Source organism: Vibrio sp. A1-1, assembly GCF_021728175.1.
GTDB lineage: Bacteria > Pseudomonadota > Gammaproteobacteria > Enterobacterales > Vibrionaceae > Vibrio > Vibrio diabolicus.
This window is the reverse complement of the sequence record NZ_JAKKCL010000001.1, coordinates 220,223-241,057: the sequence shown is the minus strand read 5'-3', so window position 1 is coordinate 241,057 and position 20,835 is coordinate 220,223. Positions and strand designations below refer to the sequence as shown.

At 44.4% G+C, this 20,835-nt stretch carries 17 protein-coding genes; 10 read left to right on the top strand and 7 right to left on the bottom strand.

The genetic code is table 11. The features are described from left to right. Positions 1-111: 111 nt before the first annotated feature. A complete protein-coding gene (locus tag L3V30_RS01050; protein WP_237308107.1) occupies positions 112-534 on the bottom strand; it encodes a hypothetical protein in 423 nt (140 codons plus the stop codon). A gap of 287 nt (positions 535-821) precedes the next feature. Between L3V30_RS01050 and L3V30_RS01045 the strand changes: the two genes are divergently transcribed. Continuing rightward, positions 822-2,099 carry a DUF4010 domain-containing protein gene (locus L3V30_RS01045; protein WP_237308106.1) on the top strand — a complete coding sequence of 426 codons (1,278 nt, stop codon included), beginning with the start codon at positions 822-824 and terminating at the stop codon, positions 2,097-2,099. Between the two features lie 111 nt (positions 2,100-2,210). Here L3V30_RS01045 and pta read toward each other — a convergent pair whose 3' ends face one another. Both pta and L3V30_RS01035 read right to left on the bottom strand, forming a co-directional pair. Beyond that, positions 2,211-4,355, bottom strand: coding sequence for a phosphate acetyltransferase (gene pta, locus L3V30_RS01040; protein ID WP_005396636.1), 2,145 nt, complete (start codon positions 4,353-4,355; stop codon positions 2,211-2,213). Between the two features lie 136 nt (positions 4,356-4,491). Continuing rightward, on the bottom strand, positions 4,492-5,688 hold the full coding sequence (locus tag L3V30_RS01035) for an acetate kinase (protein ID WP_005396635.1): 1,197 nt from the start codon (positions 5,686-5,688) through the stop codon (positions 4,492-4,494). Between the two features lie 346 nt (positions 5,689-6,034). Between L3V30_RS01035 and yfbV the strand changes: the two genes are divergently transcribed. From yfbV to L3V30_RS01005, 6 genes are all read left to right on the top strand, one after another. Next, positions 6,035-6,487: a terminus macrodomain insulation protein YfbV gene (gene yfbV, locus L3V30_RS01030; protein ID WP_005380809.1), complete on the top strand. Its 453-nt coding sequence runs from the start codon at positions 6,035-6,037 to the stop codon at positions 6,485-6,487. A gap of 329 nt (positions 6,488-6,816) precedes the next feature. Next, on the top strand, positions 6,817-7,782 hold the full coding sequence (locus tag L3V30_RS01025) for an ABC transporter substrate-binding protein (protein WP_047010059.1): 966 nt from the start codon (positions 6,817-6,819) through the stop codon (positions 7,780-7,782). Positions 7,783-7,960: 178 nt separating this feature from the next. Further along, positions 7,961-8,896: an ABC transporter permease gene (locus L3V30_RS01020; protein ID WP_237308105.1), complete on the top strand. Its 936-nt coding sequence runs from the start codon at positions 7,961-7,963 to the stop codon at positions 8,894-8,896. Next, positions 8,893-9,687, top strand: a complete 795-nt coding sequence (locus L3V30_RS01015) for an ABC transporter ATP-binding protein (RefSeq protein WP_005387275.1) — start codon at positions 8,893-8,895, stop codon at positions 9,685-9,687. The genes L3V30_RS01020 and L3V30_RS01015 overlap by 4 nt, the downstream gene beginning before the upstream one ends. Positions 9,688-9,828: 141 nt before the next feature. Next, positions 9,829-11,655: a maltodextrin glucosidase gene (gene malZ, locus L3V30_RS01010; protein WP_237308104.1), complete on the top strand. Its 1,827-nt coding sequence runs from the start codon at positions 9,829-9,831 to the stop codon at positions 11,653-11,655. Between the two features lie 176 nt (positions 11,656-11,831). Further along, a complete protein-coding gene (locus L3V30_RS01005; protein ID WP_237308103.1) occupies positions 11,832-13,307 on the top strand; it encodes a GGDEF domain-containing protein in 1,476 nt (491 codons plus the stop codon). 35 nt (positions 13,308-13,342) lie between these two features. Here the strand turns inward: L3V30_RS01005 and dusC are convergent, their stop codons facing one another. Beyond that, the gene (dusC, locus tag L3V30_RS01000) at positions 13,343-14,302 is read right to left on the bottom strand and encodes a tRNA dihydrouridine(16) synthase DusC (protein WP_006742820.1); all 960 of its coding nucleotides are present in this window, start codon (positions 14,300-14,302) and stop codon (positions 13,343-13,345) included. A gap of 170 nt (positions 14,303-14,472) precedes the next feature. Between dusC and L3V30_RS00995 the strand changes: the two genes are divergently transcribed. After that, positions 14,473-15,090 (top strand): SEC-C metal-binding domain-containing protein, encoded by a 618-nt coding sequence (locus L3V30_RS00995; protein ID WP_237308102.1) that lies wholly within the window; start codon positions 14,473-14,475, stop codon positions 15,088-15,090. A gap of 91 nt (positions 15,091-15,181) precedes the next feature. Here L3V30_RS00995 and dsbB read toward each other — a convergent pair whose 3' ends face one another. After that, positions 15,182-15,718 (bottom strand): disulfide bond formation protein DsbB, encoded by a 537-nt coding sequence (gene dsbB / locus L3V30_RS00990; protein WP_005396949.1) that lies wholly within the window; start codon positions 15,716-15,718, stop codon positions 15,182-15,184. A gap of 83 nt (positions 15,719-15,801) precedes the next feature. Further along, positions 15,802-17,388 carry a Na(+)/H(+) antiporter NhaB gene (gene nhaB, locus L3V30_RS00985; RefSeq protein WP_005396952.1) on the bottom strand — a complete coding sequence of 529 codons (1,587 nt, stop codon included), beginning with the start codon at positions 17,386-17,388 and terminating at the stop codon, positions 15,802-15,804. 639 nt (positions 17,389-18,027) lie between these two features. On the opposite strand from nhaB, the gene fadR reads away from it, so the two are divergent. Beyond that, on the top strand, positions 18,028-18,867 hold the full coding sequence (gene fadR / locus L3V30_RS00980) for a fatty acid metabolism transcriptional regulator FadR (RefSeq protein ID WP_237308101.1): 840 nt from the start codon (positions 18,028-18,030) through the stop codon (positions 18,865-18,867). A gap of 119 nt (positions 18,868-18,986) precedes the next feature. On the opposite strand, the gene L3V30_RS00975 is transcribed toward fadR, so the two are convergent. Next, the gene (locus tag L3V30_RS00975; protein ID WP_237308100.1) at positions 18,987-19,796 is read right to left on the bottom strand and encodes a hypothetical protein; all 810 of its coding nucleotides are present in this window, start codon (positions 19,794-19,796) and stop codon (positions 18,987-18,989) included. Between the two features lie 312 nt (positions 19,797-20,108). On the opposite strand from L3V30_RS00975, the gene L3V30_RS00970 reads away from it, so the two are divergent. Beyond that, positions 20,109-20,531, top strand: a complete 423-nt coding sequence (locus tag L3V30_RS00970; RefSeq protein WP_237308099.1) for a hypothetical protein — start codon at positions 20,109-20,111, stop codon at positions 20,529-20,531. The last annotated feature ends 304 nt before the right edge of the window (positions 20,532-20,835 follow it).

The window sequence follows — 20,835 nt, the reverse complement described above, 5'->3', positions numbered from 1 at the left end:
GCTACCTCCATCAGAAATGAAAAAGTACTTAACGGTTAGCAATATCGTTAAGTACTTTTATGCCAACTAAATACTAGGAGCAGGAGAGTGACTTTTAAGTGTGCGCTCGTCTTACTTAGCGCGTACGACGTCCATCACTAGTTTTCCGTCGACTTTTACAGGGCCATCTTCTTTGGCTCCGAGTGTATATTCAAATACGCCAGTCTTCATTCCCCCTTTTTCTCCGTGGACCATTAGCATCAGCATGTCGCCAGACTCAACCGGTTCCATCAAAATTGCATTCACGTTCTCATTCTGTCCCATCTTTAGTGGGGCATAGCCGATAACAGGGCCAGGCTTCATTGATTCGTCTGTTCGGTGGACGACCATCCATCCGTTGTCGTCAGCATGAGCCATTTTTGCGGTTACCGTTCCTCCGGACATATCTTGATCAACGCCTTTAATGCTTGGGGCAGAAAAGCTGAATGAAGAAAAACTGAACAGAAATGCAGCTAAACCAAGCTTTAGCAGTGAGTTGTTGATGGAGTTGTTCATATGTATTCCTTACTTATGTGTGAGTTTGCTTAATAGCGGTCCATCTTCGTTACGTAGTTCTAGTAAGAAAGTTCAGTTGAAATGTAAATAATGCTGATAAATTGAACAGGGAGGATCGCTTCGTTCTATTACGTTTTGGTGGTAGGTAAAAGAATAATGAAATTATAAGACGCAATGGTAAGCCGGGAGCCGGGGCCATTTTCTGATTATCCTCTCATCGTCACAGCTTCTTACCCATATTCAAATAAACTAATGATATAACAACCGCTTTTTAACGGGGGTGATGCATGGATATCAATGAGTTTGTCAGTGGCGAGCATCTAATTTGGAATCTGCTTATTGCTCTATTACTGGGGGCAATTGTTGGCACCCAACGTGGCTGGGTGATGCGCAATAGCGTAGAAGGCAGTCGTGTAGCAGGCATTCGTACTTTTTCTTTAGTCGGTTTACTCGGTGGTTTAGTTGGCATTCTCGCCAACATTTATACACCTTTACTCATTGGTTTTGCGCTTATCGCTTTAGTCATCCTCACTTGCATCGCTTTTGTTATACAGCAGAAAAAGAGCGGAGATGTGAGCATCACTGGCGTGGTTAGTATCATGGTGGTGTTTGTTCTGGGTAACCTTGCCGTGTCGGGTGAGGCTGTTTTGGCTGCAGCAGCGGCCGTAATAACCGCTGTGGTGCTCGATAACAAAAGAGAGCTACATCAAGCGCTACAAAAACTGCAAGAGTATGAGTTAGACGCAGCACTGCGTTTATTACTTATCTCGATAGTCATGTTACCCCTGTTACCAAATCAATCTTACGGCCCTTGGAATGCACTTAACCCGTATGAGATTTGGTGGATGGTTGTGTTGATCGCTAGTATCTCGTTTGTCGGTTATTTTGCGATAAAGATCGGCGGGGCGAAGCGAGGTATTTTGTTTACGTCTGTATTTGCGGGGCTTAGCTCTTCGACAGCATTAACGTTGCAGTTTTCCCATCTTTCTCGTGAGCAAGCGAGCATCAGCCCGTTACTCGCTAGTGGTATTCTTTTGAGCTGCGGAACCATGTTCCCTCGTTTACTTATCGTACTGTCTGTTATCAATCCACAATTAGTGAAACTGCTTTGGCCAATTGTGATGGCGATGATGGTTGCGTTGTACATTCCGGCATGGTGGATTTGGCGCAGAAGTGAAGTTGAGCAGATTGAGCAATCAAATAAGCAAACGAACCCTCTTGCTTTGCAGTCGGCACTGTTCTTTGGCCTCGTGTTGGCGTTGATTATGCTGCTTGCTCACGCTTTGTCTGACTGGTTTGGCAATGCGGGGGTGTTGATCCTTTCTGCTTTATCAGGGATTACTGACGTTGATGCGATCTCGTTAACCCTCGGACGTCAAAGTACGCAAACATTAAGCGTGACCACTGCTGCGTTAGGCATTTTGATTGCCGCTTCGGTTAATACCATTGTGAAAATGGGGATGGTTATCGCGATAGGGGATAAGAAGCTTTGGCGCCGAATCGCACCCGTGATGACAGGTTGTGTTGTGGTTGGGGCTGGGGTATTTATGGCGCTATATTCATAAGAGCGTATTAGTGCTATTGCTCATAGCCTCTTTGCTGTGTGGCCAACAATAGAAAAAGCCCTCGACGAATCGAGGGCTTTGGATAGTTGTCCAACTAGATGTCAGAAGCGATTATTTAGCTTCTTGGTCTGCTTGGATTGCTGTTAGAGCGATTGTGTACACGATATCGTCTACTAGCGCGCCACGAGACAAGTCGTTTACAGGCTTGCGCATACCTTGCAGCATTGGACCGATAGAAACTAGGTCAGCTGAACGTTGTACCGCTTTGTAAGTCGTGTTACCCGTGTTTAGGTCTGGGAATACGAATACTGTCGCTTTACCTGCTACTGGAGAGTTAGGCGCTTTAGACGCTGCCACGTTTTCCATGATAGCTGCGTCGTACTGTAGAGGACCGTCGATCACTAGATCAGGACGCTTCTCTTTCGCGATGCGAGTTGCTTCACGTACTTTATCAACGTCTGCACCCTTACCAGATTCACCAGTAGAGTAAGAGATCATAGCAACGCGAGGGTCGATACCGAATGCTGCTGCAGAGTCAGCAGATTGGATAGCGATTTCAGCAAGCTGTTCAGCAGTTGGATCTGGGTTGATCGCACAGTCACCGTAAACCAGTACTTGATCAGGCAGAAGCATGAAGAATACTGAAGATACGATAGACGCATTTGGTGCAGTCTTGATGATTTGGAACGGAGGAACGATAGTGTTCGCCGTAGTATGAACAGCACCAGAAACTAGGCCGTCAACTTCGTCGTTCTCAAGCATCATTGTGCCTAGGAATACTGAATCTTGTAGCTTCTCACGAGCCACAACTTCAGTCATGCCCTTCGCACCGCGCAGCTCAACTAGACGAGCAACGTAGTTTTCACGAACAGCATCGGCATCGATGATGGTTACGCCAGTACCTAGCTCAACGCCTTGTTGAGCTGCTACGCGACGGATTTCATCTGGGTTACCTAGAAGCACACAGTCTGCAATGCCGCGTTCAGCACAGATTGCTGCCGCTTTAACAGTACGTGGTTCGTCACCTTCTGGAAGAACGATACGCTTGCCTGCTTTACGAGCAAGTTCAGTTAGTTGGTAACGGAACGCTGGTGGGCTTAGACGACGAGACTTCTGAGTACCTTCAGTCATTGACTCGATCCAGTTACCGTCGATGTGACCAGCAACGTGCTCGTTGATGAACTCGATACGCTCTTTATCGTCTGCAGGTACTTCGATGCTGAAGCTCTGTAGGTTTAGAGATGTCTGCCAAGTGTTACCTTGTGCTTTGAAGATAGGTAGACCAGTGTCGAACGCTGGTTTACATAGACCTTCTATTTCGCGAGGGATGTCGTAACCGCCAGTTAGCAGTACAGCACCAATATCCACACCGTTCATTGCAGCAAGAGAAGCAGCAACGATAACATCAGGACGGTCTGCAGAAGTAACAAGTAGAGAGCCAGGTTTGAAATGCTCAATCATGTTTGGCAGAGAACGTGCACAGAAAGTGATGCTCTTGATGCGACGAGTGTTGATGTCACCTTCGTTGATGATATCTGCTTTCAGGTGCTTAGCCATGTCGATTGCACGAGTCGCAATCAGATCAATGCTCCATGGCACGCAACCTAGTACACGAATTGGAGAAGTGTTGAAGATTTCCATCACTTTCAATTCGTTTTGTTTCGCGCTATCTGCATCGTCAAAGATTTCAGATAGGTCAGGGCGAGTACGGCCAGCTTCGTCAACAGGAGCGTTTAGCTTGTTGATGATAACGCCAGAGATGTTTTTGTTCTTAGTGCCGCCGAAGTTAGAACATGCTACTTCGATACGCTCTTTCAGTTGCGCTGGGTTATCAGTACCTGGAGTCGCAACTAGCACGATTTCTGCACCAAGTGTTGCCGCGATTTCCGCGTTTACTTGGTTTGCAAATGGGTGCTTACGAGTAGGTACAAGACCTTCGATTAGCGTAACGTCTGCGTCTTTGTTGATTTGGTTGTAACGTTCAACAACGGTTTCTAGCAGCTCGTCCATGTTGTCGTTACCGATTAGGCTTTCAGCAACAGACATCGCCATTGGCTCACCGATCTTCATATCGCTGTTGTGGCCAACGATAGTTGAAGTCAGATCTGGCTGATCACCACCTGAACGTGGCTGACAGATTGGCTTGTAGAAAGAAACTTTAACGCCTTTACGCTCCATAGCGCGAAGAACACCCATGCTAACGCTTGTTAGGCCAACGCCTGCGCTAGTAGGGATAAGCATAATAGTACGAGACATTCGTAGAGTACCTTTAGCTATTTGGGGGATAAAAGCTCAACTCTTATTCCATGAAGCTCGAAGAATAGGAGTTGAGCCCCTAAGAAATTCGTTTGAATGAAAATCTGGCTAGCCGAGTGGCTAGCCAGTAATTCAATTAAAGACCTGTCAGGCGTGCAGTGTCTTCAGCGATGACTAGCTCTTCGTTAGTAGAGATAACCATTGCAGGGATACGGCTGTTTTCAGTCGTGATAACGCCTTCGCCGCCGAAGCGAGCTTTAAGGTTAGCTTCGCTATCTACTTCGATACCGAAGATGCCAAGACGGTTTAGAACCATTTCACGGATAGGGCCAGAGTTCTCGCCGATACCGCCAGTGAAAGTGATTGCGTCTAGACGACCGTCCATTGAAGCAGTGTAGCCAGCTACGTACTTAGCTAGACGGTGGCAGAACACGTCCATTGCGCGTGTTGCTTCTTCTTTCTCACCGTAGTTGTCTTCAACGAAACGACAATCAGAAGTCACTTCAGTTAGACCTTGAAGACCAGACTCTTTAGTTAGCATCGTGTTGATTTGATCAACAGAGTAACCTAGAGCGTCGTGTAGGTGGAAGATGATCGCAGGGTCGATGTCGCCACAGCGAGTACCCATTACTAGACCTTCAAGTGGAGTAAGACCCATAGAAGTGTCTACAGATTGACCGTTCTTGATTGCACATACAGACGCGCCGTTACCTAGGTGACAGTTGATGATGTTTACTTCTTCAACTGGTTTATTTAGTAGGCCAGCAACTTCACGAGTGATGAACAAGTGAGAAGTACCGTGCATACCGTAACGACGGATACCGTGTTCTTTGTATAGGTTGTATGGAAGAGCGTATAGGTAAGACTCTTCAGGCATAGTTTGGTGGAACGCAGTGTCAAATACAGCAACGTTTTTCAGCTCTGGGAAGTTTTTCTTAGCCGCTTCGATACCGATGATGTGAGCAGGGTTATGAAGAGGTGCAAATGTTGCAGCGTCTTGAATACCTTTTAGAACTTCATCAGTGATTAGTGCAGATTGAGTGAACTGCTCGCCGCCGTGAACGATACGGTGACCGATTGCGCCTAGGTTAGCTTTAAGCTCTGGCTTAGAAGCAAGAATAGTTTCTACCATAAACGCTAGTGCTTCTTCGTGAGCTGCACCATTGCCTAGTTGAGCTTCGTGCTTGCCATCAAGTTTCCACTTGATGCGAGCTTCAGGAAGGTGAAGACACTCAGCAAGACCTGATAAGTGCTCGTCGCCGTTCTCGGCATCAACAACGGCAAATTTAAGAGAAGAACTACCGCAGTTTAAAACTAAAACTAGCTTAGACATGTATGACTACCTGTTATTCGTCTGATAAAAAATCAGTTAAAGAATGAAAAATTAATCACAAGAATAGCCGATACCCAGAAGGCTGCGTACTAATCCTGGTCAAAAATTGTTCTAATTCCATATAAAGAAATAGTGATGAACCCATCCATCACTATGATGCGATCCGTGCAGATAGATATCTCGGAGTTGCTTAAATTGTAAATAACAGCAACAATGAGATTGAGGGTCTGCAAAGGATAGCGATAATAAGCAATGATAACAAAAAAAATTTGAAAGAATATTAACTTTCATCAATTTTTTGTACCTTCAGTTGAAATGTTCAACTATTTTTTAGTGAGAGAGCGGTATGAGTAATAAAGTCGGATTGATCCATAGCCTGAAAGATGGCCAGAATTACATGGAGATCTGGCCGGTTCGTAAAGAGCTAAGCGCCATATTTCCGGAACAGCGTATCATTAAGGCGACTCGCTTTGGCATTAAAGTCATGCCAGCCGTTGCTGCGATCAGCGTACTCACTCAAATGGCATTCAACAATTACCACGCATTACCTCAGTCTATTGTTGTCGCCTTGTTTGCGATTAGCTTGCCACTCCAAGGGATTTGGTGGCTTGGTGCTCGATCCAACACGAAATTGCCGCCTTCTCTGGCGTCTTGGTATCGGGAGCTGCATCAAAAAATTGTGGAAACAGGTTTTGCACTAGAGCCTGTTAAAGCTCGCCCTCGTTATAAAGAGCTTGCGATAATACTGAACCGAGCGTTTCGCCAGCTCGATAAGTCGTCACTAGAGCGTTGGTTCTAATTTAAATTGTTTGAAATGGAGTGTGCACTAGCCGCTCCATTTTTGATCCTGCCTCTATTACCTACTTTGACGGTCGTTGATGAAGCGAGCGAAGCTTTGTTTACCAAAGATTCTTTCCGGATGAAGAAGTCCCCCGATCACAAATGTTGCTTTAGTGTTAAATCTTTCTTTTCTTTACTAAGACTTAGTAGTAATAATAAAAACAAGATGCGCAAGAAGTGCACAGTTATACGAACACAACATTACCCCCTTCAAACATTTGAATTCACGAGTCGATATTCATGTTGAATGCTCGCGAAACAAGGACGAAGTCACATCAAGGAGTTATGATGAAAACGAAACGTTTATTAGCCACTGCCGTTCTATCTGCTACTGCTATTTTCTCTTCTGCCAATGTACTGGCCGCCACTGCAACCGTTGCAGTTTCACAAATTGTCGAACACCCCGCGTTAGACGCGACGCGTCAAGGATTGCTTGATGGTTTAAAAGCGAAAGGCTACGAAGAAGGCAAAAATCTAGAATTTGATTATAAGACCGCACAGGGTAACCCTGCGATTGCAGTGCAAATTGCCCGTCAGTACGTCGGCGAAAATCCTGATGTGTTAGTGGGTATCGCGACGCCTTCGGCACAAGCCTTGGTGTCGGCAACGCGCTCTATTCCTGTTGTCTTTACTGCGGTAACAGATCCGGTCGGTGCGAAATTGGTTAAGTCGATGGAACAACCAGGCAAAAACGTAACTGGCCTGTCTGATCTTTCACCCGTTGCTCAGCATGTCGACCTCATCCAAGAAATTCTCCCTCAGGTGAAAAGCATCGGGGTTGTATTTAATCCCGGTGAAGCTAATGCCGTGACTTTGGTTGAACTGCTAAAAGAAAGCGCAGAAGCAAAAGGCATACAAGTGGTTGAAGCGACCGCACTAAAAAGTGCTGATGTTCAGTCTGCGACTCAAGCGATTGCAGCGAAATCAGACATTCTTTACGCCCCAACAGACAATACAGTTGCAAGTGCGATTGAAGGGATGATTGTGGCAGCGAATCAAGCGAAAAAACCTGTCTTTGGTGGTGCGACGTCATATGTCGAAAAAGGAGCAATTGCAGGCTTAGGTTTTGACTACTACCAGGTTGGTGTGCAAACCGCTGATTACGTGGCGGCGATTCTTGATGGTCAAGAACCAGGCAAATTGGATGTAAAAGTCGCGACGGGCTCTGACCTCGTAATTAATGAAAGCGCGGCATCTAAGCTCGGTATCAAGCTGCCAAGTTCTGTGGTTGAACGTGCGACAAGCATGCAATAAGTAACGCTCTTTTTTGGGGTTAAGGCCGTCACGTCTGTTGATAGAGGCTTGCCCCAAAATTGATACTCGCCGGACTTCTCGTGTAGAGCATTCTGCTAGAGAAGAATGGGAGTATACGTTAGAAGTCTTAAGTTCAGGTTGGTATTTCGTCAGCCTGAACATGCAGAAAGGAGCAGTTATGTCTGCATTTGCTTTTTTTGGCGCACTCGAAATTGGCTTAATTTATGGCCTAGTTGCCTTGGGTGTGTATCTTACGTTTCGTGTTCTCGATTTCCCCGATTTGAGTGTGGATGGCAGCTTTCCAATGGGAGCGGCGGTGGCTGCAACGGCGATTGTCGCAGGTATTAATCCTTGGCTTGCGACAATAATGGCGATGATAGCCGGTAGTATGACGGGTTGGATAACCGCTTTTCTGGCTGTTCGATGTGGTATTTTGCACCTGTTAGCTTCCATTCTTACCATGATCGCGGCATTTTCAATCAATATTCGTATTATGGGCAAACCTAATATGGCGTTGCTTGGAGAGGATACGATTCTCACGCCGTTTGAAGCCTTGGGCGATCCGATGTTCATTCGTCCTCTGGTTGTTGGGGTCTTAGTTCTTTTGTTCGCTTTCTTTGTGATTCGCTTGCTCAACAGCGACTTTGGTCTTGGTTTACGAGCCACGGGCGTGAATGCGCGTATGGTTTCTGCGCAAGGGGCGAGCACTGGTTTTTATACCTACTTTGGGTTGGCTTTATCCAACGGTTTTGTCGGATTCGCAGGCGCGTTGTTTGCACAAACGAACAGCTTTGCAGATGTGACCTCTGGCGTGGGCACCATTGTGGTTGGTTTGGCTGCTGTGATTTTGGGCCAGACCCTTATTCCCGGGCGAAAAATTTGGGTTGCGGTATTTGCTGTCATCATCGGTTCGGTACTTTATCGTCTTGCAGTGGCTTTCGCTTTGAGCTCTGGCATGTTTGGTTTACAAGCTTCAGACCTCAACCTGGTTACCGCAGTATTGGTGGCTGTGGCGCTTATTGCTCCAAAGCTAAAACAGAGCATGAGAGCGAAACAACGCGTTACTGATGCTAAACAAGCGGCATCAAAAAATGGTTCTGGGGAGGCGTTATGATTGAACTTAATAACATTCAGGTCACGTTCAACCCTGGGACGATTTTGGAAAATCGTGCACTGAAAGGTGTCTCTTTAGAGGTTCCAGAACATCAGTTTCTGACTGTGATTGGTTCTAATGGCGCAGGAAAATCGACGTTGCTTGGTGCGGTGACAGGTGAGACACCGATGATAGGTGGTCAGGTGATCATTGATGGCAAAGACGTCACCAAGCAGACGGTTGCCCAGCGTGCGACGCAATGCGCCCGAGTGTTTCAAGATCCATTGGCCGGGACTTGTGGTGAACTGACGATAGAAGAGAATATGGCTCTAGCGCACATGCGTGGTAAAAAACGCAGCTGGGGGTTGGCGCTCTCTACCAAACGTCGCAAGCTGTTCCAAGAGCGAATTAGCATCCTAGGGCTTGGCTTAGAAGATCGTCTGGGCGATAGCATTGGCTTACTGTCCGGTGGACAACGACAAGCCGTTAGCCTTGTGATGGCGACGTTATCGGAGAGTAAGTTGTTACTGCTTGATGAACACACGGCTGCGCTTGATCCTCGTATGGCGGCGTTTGTTATCGACTTAACTAAACGTATTGTCGATGAGTTCGATTTAACCGTGATGATGGTGACGCATTCGATGAAAGACGCATTAGCATGTGGCGATAGGACCGTAATGCTTCACCAAGGTGAAATTGTGCTTGATGTGGCTGGAGAGCAGCGCGCTAACATGCAAGTACCAGACTTGTTGGATATGTTCTCCAAAGTGCGTGGTGAAGAGCTGGCAGATGACAGTCTCTTGTTGAACTAAGCGGTATCCGACAAGTCACTACGCCTACTAAGTGTGATCCTCCTTGGGAAAATTGGCTGATATGTCAACTCGCAAGGAGGATTTCTTGTCTCTAATTCTTCAATAACATAGTGGCATATCCGATGACGAGGAGTGCCCATAATGAACCTGCCATTTATTTTTCATAGTCAAACTATTGATGGTTTAGCTTTTAATCAAGAGCAAGTCACAGTCAGACTGAAAACCGAGACATTGGATTTTGATTCCGTCTATGTGCGTCTTGAGCCGGACAATGAAGAATGTCTGGTCGACATGACTCAAGTAGGAACTGCTGGGGAATTGTTACTATGGGAAGCATCGTTCCGCCCAAATCGAGATCGAGATGTAACACATTATGTGTTTAAGCTTCTCAAAGATGGACAACAATACTGGCTCGATGCACGAGGCGTACAAAAGCGTATTCCACCCAAAGAGTTCCACTTTAAGTTGAATGTAAACCATCAACCACCAAGCTGGGTCCAGGAGCAAGTGTTCTATCAAATCTTTCCTGACCGTTTTTCTGCTAGTAAAAGTGAATCTGACATTCGTAAAGCTTATGCTCAGCATGATTCAGAAGCGATCATTAAATCGTGGGGAGAAGCGGTAGGCTCTCACCAAAATACCGGGGCACGTGAATTCTTTGGCGGCGACCTCAAAGGTGTAGAGCAGAGGTTGGATTACCTTGAGCAGCTCGGCGTAACAGCGCTTTACTTCAATCCGATTTTTTCTTCACCAAGTAACCACAAATACGACACTACTGATTACTTTACTGTTGATCCTATGCTCGGCACTAATGCTCAGTTTGCGGAACTGTGTGAGAAGATTCGTGGTAAGAATATGAAGATTGTCTTAGACGCGGTGTTTAACCACACGTCAGTGCATCATCCTTGGTTTGATATCCAACAAAAAGGAGAAGGGGCGTATGGCAATCCGCAGTCAAAGTTCCGCGATTACTACTTTTTCGAAGGCGAAACCAACCACTACATTGGTTGGAAAGGCATTGGTAACTTACCGGTTCTGAACTTTGAAAATGAACATGTGCGCGACTATATCTACCAAAGTGAAGAGTCTGTCATCAAGTATTGGCTGAAGCCACCGTACTTGGTTGATGGCTGGCGATTTGATGTTATCCATATGCTTGGCGAAGGAGAGGGAGCGAAAAACAATGCTCATTATGTTGAAGCGTTTCGCCATGCGACGAAGTCAGTCAATCCGAATGCCTATGTGCTAGGTGAGCACTTTTTTGAAGCAACGCAGTGGTTGCAAGGTGATCAAGAGGATGGGGCGATGAACTACTACGGTTTTGCTCATCCAGTTCGAGCTTTTATCGCGCAGCAAGATATTATGTATGAACCAATCAACATTGATGGTTTGGAGTTTAAAGCATGGTTGGACGAAGCCAGAGCAAAAATTCCATTTTCGAATCAGCTATCGCAGCTAAATCAACTCGATAGTCATGATACTGCTCGTTTTATCACACTGGTTGATGGTGATAAGCGTAAAATGAACATCGCACTTGCTCTGCTCATGACATACGTCGGTACACCTTGTATTTACTATGGGAGTGAAGTCGGACTAGAGGGAGGGCTGGACCCGGATAATCGTCGCTGTTTCCCTTGGAATGAAATCGAAAACTCAGCATGGCTGTCGATTTACAAGCAATGGATTTCGATACGTAAACAGTACAAGTCTTTACAGTCTGGTAGTATTCAATGGCTGCATTGCGATACCAATGTGCTGGCTTATGCGCGCGTACTTGGAAGTGAAGCGATCGTTGTTGTGATGAATCTAAGTGGCGATGAGTGTTCAATTGACTTGCCTCTGTGGCAACTTGGTTTGGAGGCTACCCATCTTTCGTCACTTCTGGATGGACGCGAACTTATTGATTATAAGGGTCATCTTTCTGTCAATATACCTGCACAGAGCTTCAAATTGTGGCAACTGAAGTGACACTACATTCTATATTGATTAAACTTCTTTAATATATAAACAGTCTCCTACAATGCGTACACATTTGTTGGTTATCTGATTATCTGGCGATGCGCACTACGCATTGCCAGTTGATAAGACAGCGTAATCCCATTGTTTGATAAGAGACGGTCTACCTTTCACATACATGGTACTCAATGGTTAACCAAAGGCGATTTAGTCTCTCATTTGTCATCTTTTTCCCCCTCGCATTATTTGTCGTGGTTTTGCTTGTTACGACAAAAAACTACTACGATGCGGTCAATCGCTATATTGATTCTGAGTATGCACGTATTGATCGTGCCATGTCCCGTGGTATTAAAGTCCTCACCGCCTTAGATTATAGTTTTACTAACTATACGAATTACGCTAACCCATTGTCTGAAGAGCACAACTCTTTAGTCAAAAAGGGGCTTTGTTATATTTGGCCGATAGACGTCTTGTTGCTAGAGAGTGTCTACAGTGAGGGGTTACCTGCGGTTGATCTTGATTACATGATTGTGGGCGATGAAAGCTTATGTCAGCAAGGTTCAACGATTAACCAATTAGCTGAACAAAAGGCGGGTTTTGCGCCGTCATTGTCTTTTCTGCACGATATTGAATCCCATATCGTTGGTATTCATTACATCGATAAGCGTGGTTACGTCATTTCGTCTCCTGACACGTACGCGAAAAACTTCACTAGAGAACTTTGGTCAACGCTAAAAGCGCGCCCATTTTGGCAAAAAACCGCACAAGATAAAGTGAACATCACCTTGGCCGGACCTGGGCCGATGTTGGATTCGATGGAAGGCCAAATCATTAGTATGACGGTGCCTGTTTACGAAAAAGGGAGGCATCAAGGTGTGCTGTCCATTGATTTTGATGTCAATGCGTTGATGGCTTCGTCGCTAGGTCTTGTTGGTAAGTTTCATTTGGTTTCCAATTTACAATCCATTCCTCCAAACAGTACACGTATCAAACCAGTCGAGTTAGAGCGATTGAGTGCGAATCACAGCATGTATTACGAGTACAACCTTTGGGATGAAGCTAAGAACCTAGCGGTGTTCGAAAAATACAGCCTTATTGTTGCGATCTCTATTTACGTTTTGAGCACAGTCGTATTGTTCTATGTGAATATGCATAGTGAGCGACGTTATTTTAAAGATCTCGCCGCCAGAGATCCGATGACGAGCTTGTTGAACCGTCGAGGAATGCAAACCGTGTGGCGCAATAAGATGACGAAAAAACAGGTTGCATTAGCAGTGTTCGATATTGATAACTTCAAGAAGATCAATGATACCTATGGTCATGATGTCGGCGATTCTGCTATTCAGCTAGTTGCAAAATGTATACGTGAAAATATTCGCCACACCGATGTCGCCTCAAGATTTGGTGGCGAAGAGTTCGTGTTGGCGATTTACGACGAAGACTCGGAAGGCATTAAGCTGATTCTAGAGCGGGTAAAAAAAGCCATAGACGAACGCTCGACACGCGTGACTAAAGAAGGTTTTACGATCTCTGGCGGTGTGGTGTTCAGTAAAGAGAACCGAGTGGAAAGCTTTGATGAGTTATTTAAAGCGGCAGATGAAAAGTTATATCAAGCCAAGAGTACAGGCAAAAATAAGATTTGCTACGAAGATCTAAGCGCTTAAAGGGCGAGCAGTTCGCCCTTTGCAATGCTCAGGTTTTATGCAACCTGAGAATTTAACTCATCACGATAACGTTGAATATGCTCAACAATCGGCGCGGCTTTGTTAAACGTTCGGATTTCTCTGAATAGATCTTTTGCTTCAGGATAGGCCTGACGTAAGTAAGAGAACCATTGTTTTACGCGGTTTGGATAGTACAAACCTTTGTCGCCTTTCATCTCAAACTTGGAGTAGTAGATCAGTAGCTCAACCACCTCGGGCCATGACATTGGCTGGTGGTTGTGTTTTACCATGTTGCCCAAGTTAGGGATATTGAAAGCGCCGCGGCACACCATCAAAGAGTCAACGCCAGTCGTTTCAATGCAACGTTGACCATCTTCATAATTCCAAATTTCGCCATTCGCAATAAGCGGAATATCAAAACGTTCGCGAATTTGGTTGATGTAATCCCATTTTATCTCAGACGCTTTGTAACCACCCTGCTTAGTCCGAGCGTGAACGGTGAGTTCATTTGCACCAGCAGATTGAATGGCATCAACAATTTCAAAGCAATCTTCAGGGTTTTCCCAGCCAAGACGAATTTTTGCGGTCACAGGAATAGCCTCTGGAACAGCTTCTCGACAAGCTTTAACCACACGGTGAATTAGCTCAGGATGCTGAAGTAGAGCAGCACCACCCTTACTTTTATTGACCATTTTGGCTGGGCAACCAAAATTTATGTCGATGCCTCTGGCGCCTAGGCTCGCCGCTTTAATTGCGTTCTCAGCCATCCAGTTTGGTTCTTGTCCTAACAATTGCACATGTACTGGCACACCTGATGCGGTTTGAGAACCTTGCAACAGCTCCGGGCATAAACGGTGAAATACATGATCGGGCAATAACTGGTCGATGACTCGAACAAATTCCGTAACACATAGGTCATAGTCGTTTATCTCGGTCAGGATTTGGCGCATCAAATGGTCTAAAACGCCTTCCATTGGGCCTAGTACAACTCGCATAGTTTGCCTAATACAGTTTGGTGATAAAAAGGAGGGCGATTGTAGCGATGTCAGCTAAGTTTGTCATTAAAAGACTCAAAGCACTCAATACAGTCAAACTCGCAACTCCCGGTTACGTGCTTTTATGCTCTGAGGTATAATGCCGCCAAATTTATGGGAAACCAGATGTCATGCAATACACATTGATTGAGAAAGGCGAAATTCATATCGATGAATCTTGCCTATTTATCGAAGGCGCAGTGCTCGCTGCTAATCTGACGACAAAACCACTCACTCCTGAAAAGTGGTTAGAGCCGCTATTAGGTGAAGGATTCAAAGCGATTCAACCGGCAGTAGAAGAGCAAATTCACAAGCAGCACAACCGAATTCAACGAAACGAATATTCAGTGTTAGAGCTAACAGGCAAAGAACCTGAGCAACTTGCTGATTTTGCCGAAGGCTTTATGTCTGTTTGGCCAATGATTGAAGAACAATGGCAAGACGTTGAGCTCAATGATGGATTGCAGCGTATGCTACAAGCATTACTGACCACTTTGATGCTGGCTATCGATGAGTCGGCAACGCAGCAACAGATGCGCGACGCCGGTATTGAAACGCCTCCAGCTCTTGCAGACTTGGTCGACCAGCTTGATTTGATGGTCGGTGAAGTGGCGTTAGGTGCGGATGAGTTGATGGTAGGCAATAAGGCTCAAAGCCTAAACCCATTCAAAGGTATCGGGCGCAATGATCCTTGTCCTTGTGAGAGCGGCAAAAAGTTCAAGCAGTGTTGTGGTCAATCACGTGGTTGAGTTAACGTGGTTAAGTTAAATAGCTGCGATGTATACTCAGTAAAAAGCCGACCATCTGGTCGGCTTTTTTCGTTATCATTTCTCTGAAGGATTAACGAATCGGATTAGTGCGTCTTGCTGGAAAGAATTGTGCGATCACAATTAATGCTAAAGCAATTAAATTGCCAGCGAAAATAACTACTAACCATTGTGGCATTGATAAATCGAGGAATTGCCAAACAATCTTCGAGCAATCGCCGTATGCTTCGAACATCCAAGGAACCCACTGATTAAGCGGAGCCCAACTAGGGAATGTTACGAATAAATCACAAGTCGCGAATGGTGATGGGTTAAACTGATAATCAACGTGCTGCTGAGCAAGCAACAGTCCTTTGTAAGAGCTTAATCCCCAGCCAATCAAACCTAGCCAACGGAAAACTGGGTTATTTGGTGCCATAAGACCAACGATTGCAGCGACACCCACTCCCATCATCGCGACTCGTTCGTAGATACACATGACACATGGTGCAAGCATCATGACGTGCTGAAAATAGAGGGCACATGCTTCAAAGAAAACGACGAATAGCAGAAGCAGCAGCCACGATAAGCGTCCCTTCGAAAACTGGTTAAGTGAATTTAAAATAGTCACGTTTTTGTTCCTGTCTGAAATAGAAAAAGCTCTGAATACTCAGAGCTTTTTAACGTGGATAAGTTTCCTAATCAACTCAAATTTTAGTGACCGCCGGAGACTACGGGAGTCAGATCACCACTATGAGGTAAAATCCAGCCTGCATCGTAGAAAGAAGCCGTTGCAGGCTCTAGGAAGAACATAATGCCCATTAGCCCGACAATCGCAAGAACGATGGTGTAAGGCAGCGCCATGATAACCATTCGACCGTAAGACAGACGAATTAATGGAGCGAGAGCCGAGGTGAGTAGGAATAGGAATGCTGCTTGACCGTTTGGCGTAGCAACAGATGGTAGGTTAGTACCAGTGTTGATAGCAACTGCCAGTAAGTCGAACTGCTCGCGAGTAATGAGACCCTCAATGAGTGCTGTTTTTACTTCATTGATGTAAACCGTACCGACGAATACGTTATCCGACACCATTGATAGTAAGCCATTCGCGACATAGAACAAAGCTAACTGAGTGCCTTTATCTTCAACGGCAAGCACCGCGTCGATAACTGGTTTAAACAACTCTTGGTCGATGATTACCGCAACGATCGAGAAAAATACCGCAAGTAGTGCAGTGAAAGGCAGAGCCTCTTCAAACGCTTTACCCATGGAATGCTCTTCAATGACGCCAGTGAAAGCCGTCGCTAAGATGATCACTGAAAGACCAATTAAGCCTACCGCTGCCAAATGCAAGGCTAATGCCACGATCAACCAAACAGCAATAAGCCCTTGAACCCATAGCTTTGCAACGTCTTGATTGGTACGCGTTTTGCGCTCTTCATTGTCAAAGTCAACGAGGATTTGACGAACGTTGTTAGGAAGTTTTGCACCGTAGCCAAACACTTTAAGCTTTTCGACTAGAGCACAAGTGATGAGACCGCAGAAAAATACGGGTAGCGTCACTGGAGACATACGGATTAGGAATTCACCAAATAACCAACCCGCTTGGTCTGCAATAATTAAGTTCTGAGGTTCACCCACCATAGTGGTTACGCCACCTAACGCAGTACCTACACCAGCGTGCATCAACAATGAGCGTAAAAAGGCGCGGTAATTTTCTAAGTCATCACGCGTTAGCTCAGTGATCGTGTCATCTTGTGTGTGGTCATGGTCACCAATCGGGTTACCTGACGCCACTTTGTGGTAGATAGAGTAGAAACCGATCGCCACACTGATAACAACGGCGATAACCGTCAAAGCATCCAAAAACGCAGATAAAAATGCAGCGGCAAAGCAAAACGCAAGTGATAGAAGGGTTTTGGAGCGAATACCAAGTAAAATTTTGGTAAAAATGAACAGCAATAAATGCTTCATGAAGTAGATGCCCGCAACCATAAATACCAGAAGCAGTAATACTTCAATATTTGCCACCAACTCGTGCTTAACTTGCGCAGGGCTAGTCATGCCGATAGCGATGGCTTCAATAGCAAGTAAACCACCAGGTTGTAATGGGTAGCATTTTAATGCCATTGCAAGCGTGAAAATAAATTCAGCAACCAGCAACCACCCAGCAACAAATGGGTTTATTAGGAAGAATACAATCGGGTTAATTATTAAGAAGGCTATAATGGCAACTTTGTACCAATCAGGCGCTTTACCAAGAAAGTTCTTGATAAAAGCGTTTCCGAGCGATATCGGCATGATAATTCTCTTTATAACAAAATTATGAATAGACACTACAATAGTGCTTAAGTATCTGTTTGTTAGACTTATTAACTAGTCTTTTAAAACAATAACTTAGTAAAACAACAATCCTTTGTTTATTGCAGTCTTGCCAAGTTACTTCCCCTGAACTCAAGCACCGCTCACTTTCGACCGCAAACTCTACACTCAGGCATTTATTAGTCAATAACAAAACGTGATGCTACCGACTAAAATGACTTTTTAAATGTAATAACGCGATCAAAACGGCGTTACTATATCATGAAAGGCTCAAAAAAATCCTCTTGGATTTTAAATGACGGTCAGTGACGAGAAAAGGCAAATTAAGAAAGAATATTAACTGTGATATACAAAGTAATTTTTCATATTTTGAATATAAAATTGTGACGCAGTAGTCTTTATTTCTCCGCAATTTGTGAGCTATTTAATTAAACGAAAATTCAGATTTTACCGCTTTCACTCGCACGTCAGACCGTCCTAGATTGACATAACATATAAAGTATTAACTCTATATTGTAGAATCGTTTCAATTATTGATCGTAAATTTTCTCAAACCGTTAAGTAGTGGTATGATGAGTAGTATCGACCCTCAGAAATCAATATTGGATAAAAAGTAGAATGGTCATAAAGGCGAAAAGCCCTGCGGGATTCGCAGAAAAATATATTATCGAGAGCATTTGGAACGGCCGTTTTCCTCCTGGCTCTATTTTACCTGCTGAACGCGAGCTGTCTGAGCTAATTGGTGTTACTCGAACGACTTTACGAGAGGTTCTTCAACGACTAGCCCGTGATGGTTGGTTAACAATCCAACACGGTAAACCAACGAAGGTAAACCAATTTATGGAGACCTCTGGTCTGCATATTTTGGATACGTTGATGACGTTGGACGTAGATAACGCAACAAACATTGTAGAAGATTTGCTTGCAGCACGTACCAACATCAGCCCTATCTTTATGCGTTATGCATTTAAAGCAAATAAAGAGCATTCTGAGCGCACGATCAAGAATGTAATTGAATCTTGTGAAGCTTTAATGAATGCTGCTTCTTGGGACGATTTCATCGCTTCTTCACCTTATGCTGAGAAAGTCTTACAGAACGTGAAAGAAGACAACGAGAAAGATGAAGCGAAGCGTCAAGAAATCTTGATTGCTAAAACGTTCAACTTTTACGACTACATGTTGTTCCAACGCCTAGCATTCCATTCAGGGAATCAGATTTACGGTTTGATTTTTAATGGCTTGAAGAAGCTCTATGATCGCGTTGGTAGCTATTACTTCTCAAACCCAGCTTCTCGTGAGCTAGCGCTGAAGTTTTACCATCAGTTGCTAGAAACTTGTGAAAGTGGTCAGCGTGAACAACTGCCAGTTGTGATTCGTCACTATGGTATGGAAAGCGCGCTAATCTGGAACGAGATGAAAAAGCAATTACCAACGAACTTCACAGAAGATGACAGCTAAGCGCTGAGAAGTTAGATGAATGAAAAACCGCAGAACCTAAGGTCTGCGGTTTTTTTGTTTTTACCTATAGATACCAGTTACGTTCCTGTTGTGACAATTGGCACGGCATTGTATAGAGCTTATCTTGCTACAGAGAGTTTGGGCAACGGTAGATACAATGCTTCAACGATGTCTGAAAGAACGTGGTCGTAAGTATTGAAGATGGTCAACGATAAGTCTGATGTGACTCCATAAAGCTCTGCTTCTGTTAAATCGACATGACTTCCTGTCACATAGTTATTTAATGTCTGTATTGAGCGTGTGGAAGCAGGAGAAACGATACTAAGCGGAGCGATAACTGCTAATTGATTTAGCTTACGTGTCATAACCGATGCGTAATTTTTGAAACGCTCATTCCCCCCTTGCTCTCCCAATTCTTGAATGCTAATTCTCAATTGAGTCAGGGTTTCTAAGCTATCCATGATGTTTTGCCAGTTCATGTGGTACTCATTATGTAGATCATCTCGTTGTTCTACCGCTAACCAAGCAATCGTGACTTCATCCATCAAGAACAAGCAATGACGAATTAACTTACCATGCTCCATCTGGTTCCTTGCAACACTGTGATCGTTCCATTGTTCAAGCAGTTTTCCTACTTTGATCTGCAGCACGCGATACATGGGTTTATTTTCAAAGCGTGAGGTTTCGACCAAAAGATGCAGTTTGTTGGTGAGATCGTTATGAAGGACTTCTAATCCTTGTTCGTTATTTTGTTGAAATTGAAGTGAGTAGTGCGTCGCAGCTCGATGGCGTCTCAGCAGATGAACAACATCTCTCAATAATGTTAACAGCTGATATTTACGCGCGTGTTGCTGCTCTCGTTTAGAAGATAAGTGATATATTCCGGCTAAAATAGCGATAGATAATAATGTGGAAATCAAAACAAACATAACCAACTCCTTGTTAGTGTTTGGACCTAGCAAGGAAGATTGCAGTTTTGATGCCAAACAAAAATTAAATTAAAACAATTGGTTATATTAAATGTTCTTTTGGGACGGTCGTTATTGGTGCATGGATTCACCAAATTTGTGAATATGGTTGATTATTCGGTGTCGATGCTTGGTGTACGCGTTATTCTTTGTGAGTTACATATTGCTTACTTTTTGTAGTCTGATTCAAGTCACAATGTTTAGAAATTAAAATACTCGGACACTTCATATGATATAAGTTGTCTATTTTGTTGATTGTTCGAGGTAATTAATTTGTCTAATAAATTCGACCTATGCTTCAGTACTCACTCAAAGATAACGCTCCCTATCGATACAAATGATGAGGATAGGTACCTTCAGTTTCGTAAGGACAACCCACATATATTTGGTAGTTTTATTCCCGCAGGTACTCCTTTCATACTGAACGAAGGCTCTGTGATCAACATAGCTAAGTTGCGTAGCGAGAGACCTGATATAGCTTGTGCTCTTGATACTGTAAAAAGTTGGTCACAAGAAACCAAAAGAAATGTAGCCAATCTAACAAGTGAGTTTGGCGATGAAAACTTACAAGCGGTAGCCCTCCTCTATGAAAAAGAGATTAAGCCTTTTTTAGATGCTACTAATCATACTATGGGGGGGGAAATCGATGAGTATACTGCAGTAGGTGCTGCCGCTACGGCGGTTAATGAAAAGTAAGTCAGATTGAGTAATTTCGGGAAAGCTTTGCTCAAATATCAAAACGCCTTACTAGATGTACGGACAGCGTCACGAAGTGGTGCGCAGAAAAAGGAGCTTGTGAAGCTTGGATATAGAGTTAAAGAAGCTCATAGTTCTTTGAATGCAAAATTTACAAAAGAGCTTGCCCATTATGCAGGGTGAATTAAAAGTAGCCGCGGTAACATTTGGAGCAACCCGAATAGGGCTGTCAATATCGCGCGAAGCGGTAGGGATATAACTTAGTTACATTTAACATCTATAGCTAACATCCGCTCAATTCGAG